Source organism: Holdemanella sp. (assembly GCF_056804935.1).
In genome coordinates, this window is record NZ_DBMEXE010000020.1 from 1 (window position 1) to 1,122 (window position 1,122).

At 29.2% G+C, this 1,122-nt stretch carries 1 protein-coding gene; it reads right to left on the minus strand.

Annotation, left to right across the window (positions count from 1 at the left end; genetic code table 11):
* Nucleotides 1-372: 372 nt before the first annotated feature.
* Entirely contained in the window at nt 373-960 is a 588-nt protein-coding gene (gene recR, locus ACZQCL_RS01950) for a recombination mediator RecR (RefSeq protein WP_117925506.1), read from the minus strand.
* Nucleotides 961-1,122: the final 162 nt, after the last annotated feature.

The following is a 1,122-nucleotide window of genomic DNA, read 5'->3' on the forward strand; positions in this document are numbered from 1 at the left end:
TATACACAACATTTTACATTCATATGAACGTCTTCATACATATTTTTAATTCACATTTAAATTCATATTCTACATTTTTTGTCTTTCTTATTTTCACATGAAAGAGATTTTATAAAAAATTGATATGAAAAATCATAATTGTTTCATATGAACACTCAGAAGTTCATTTGTGCAGTTTCTTTCTCTCCATGTGATAATTATATGAATAATCTTTTTTTTAAAGCACTTTATGCTATGTTATATGATTTTACTATATAATCTGTTGTTTTGTTCATATGAATAATGAATTCTATATGATTTCTGTACTTATTTTCCTATAAATATAAAAAAATCGTATGAAATATCATACATACTTCATACGATTAAGCATATTTACGAACTTTTACGTCCTTCAAACGCTTTTAACAACGTCATAGCGTCTGTATAGTCTAAATGACTACCTACAGGGATACCATGGGCAAGTCTGCTTACCCTACACTTCCCTTCTAATAATTTAGATATATATAAAGCAGTTGTTTCTCCTTCTACTGTAGGATCTAGAGCCAATATAACTTCTTCTGTTCTTTCATTCACTCTATTTAAAAGAGTCATTATATTCAATTGATCAGGTAATACTCCTTTTTGAGTGTTGATCAATCCATCTAGCACATGATATACACCATTATATTGCTGCATAGACTCTATTACTGATATATCTTTCGGATTTTGCACCACGCATATGATATTCTGATTCCTATTAGAGTTCTTACAAAACTCACAAAGCTCATCTTCTGTTAAATTACCACATCGCGTACACTTCTTTACTTTCTTTTTTAAATTTACTAGCGTTTCTGCCAATTCAGATATTTCTTCATCAGACCAACCTAATACAGTAAATGCATATCTCTCTGCCGTTTTAGCACCTACTCCTGGTAATTTCTGAAATTCATATATTAAATCATCAAATGTTTTTGGATACATACTTCACCTTCTAATCTTCTTTTATTTCTATATTAGGAAACAAACTTTTCATATGATCTTCAATGCTCATATTATTTTCAGATTCTTTGTCTTTTCTTTTTAAACGAACTTGGCATGGTTCTGGAAGATTACCACTAATCATTCTTTCTTTAAACTCATCCT

Bases quoted from the DNA above. Each gene is read 5' to 3' on its own strand.
- recR (WP_117925506.1), bottom strand. From the start codon at position 960: ATGTATCCAAAAACATTTGATGATTTAATATATGAATTTCAGAAATTA.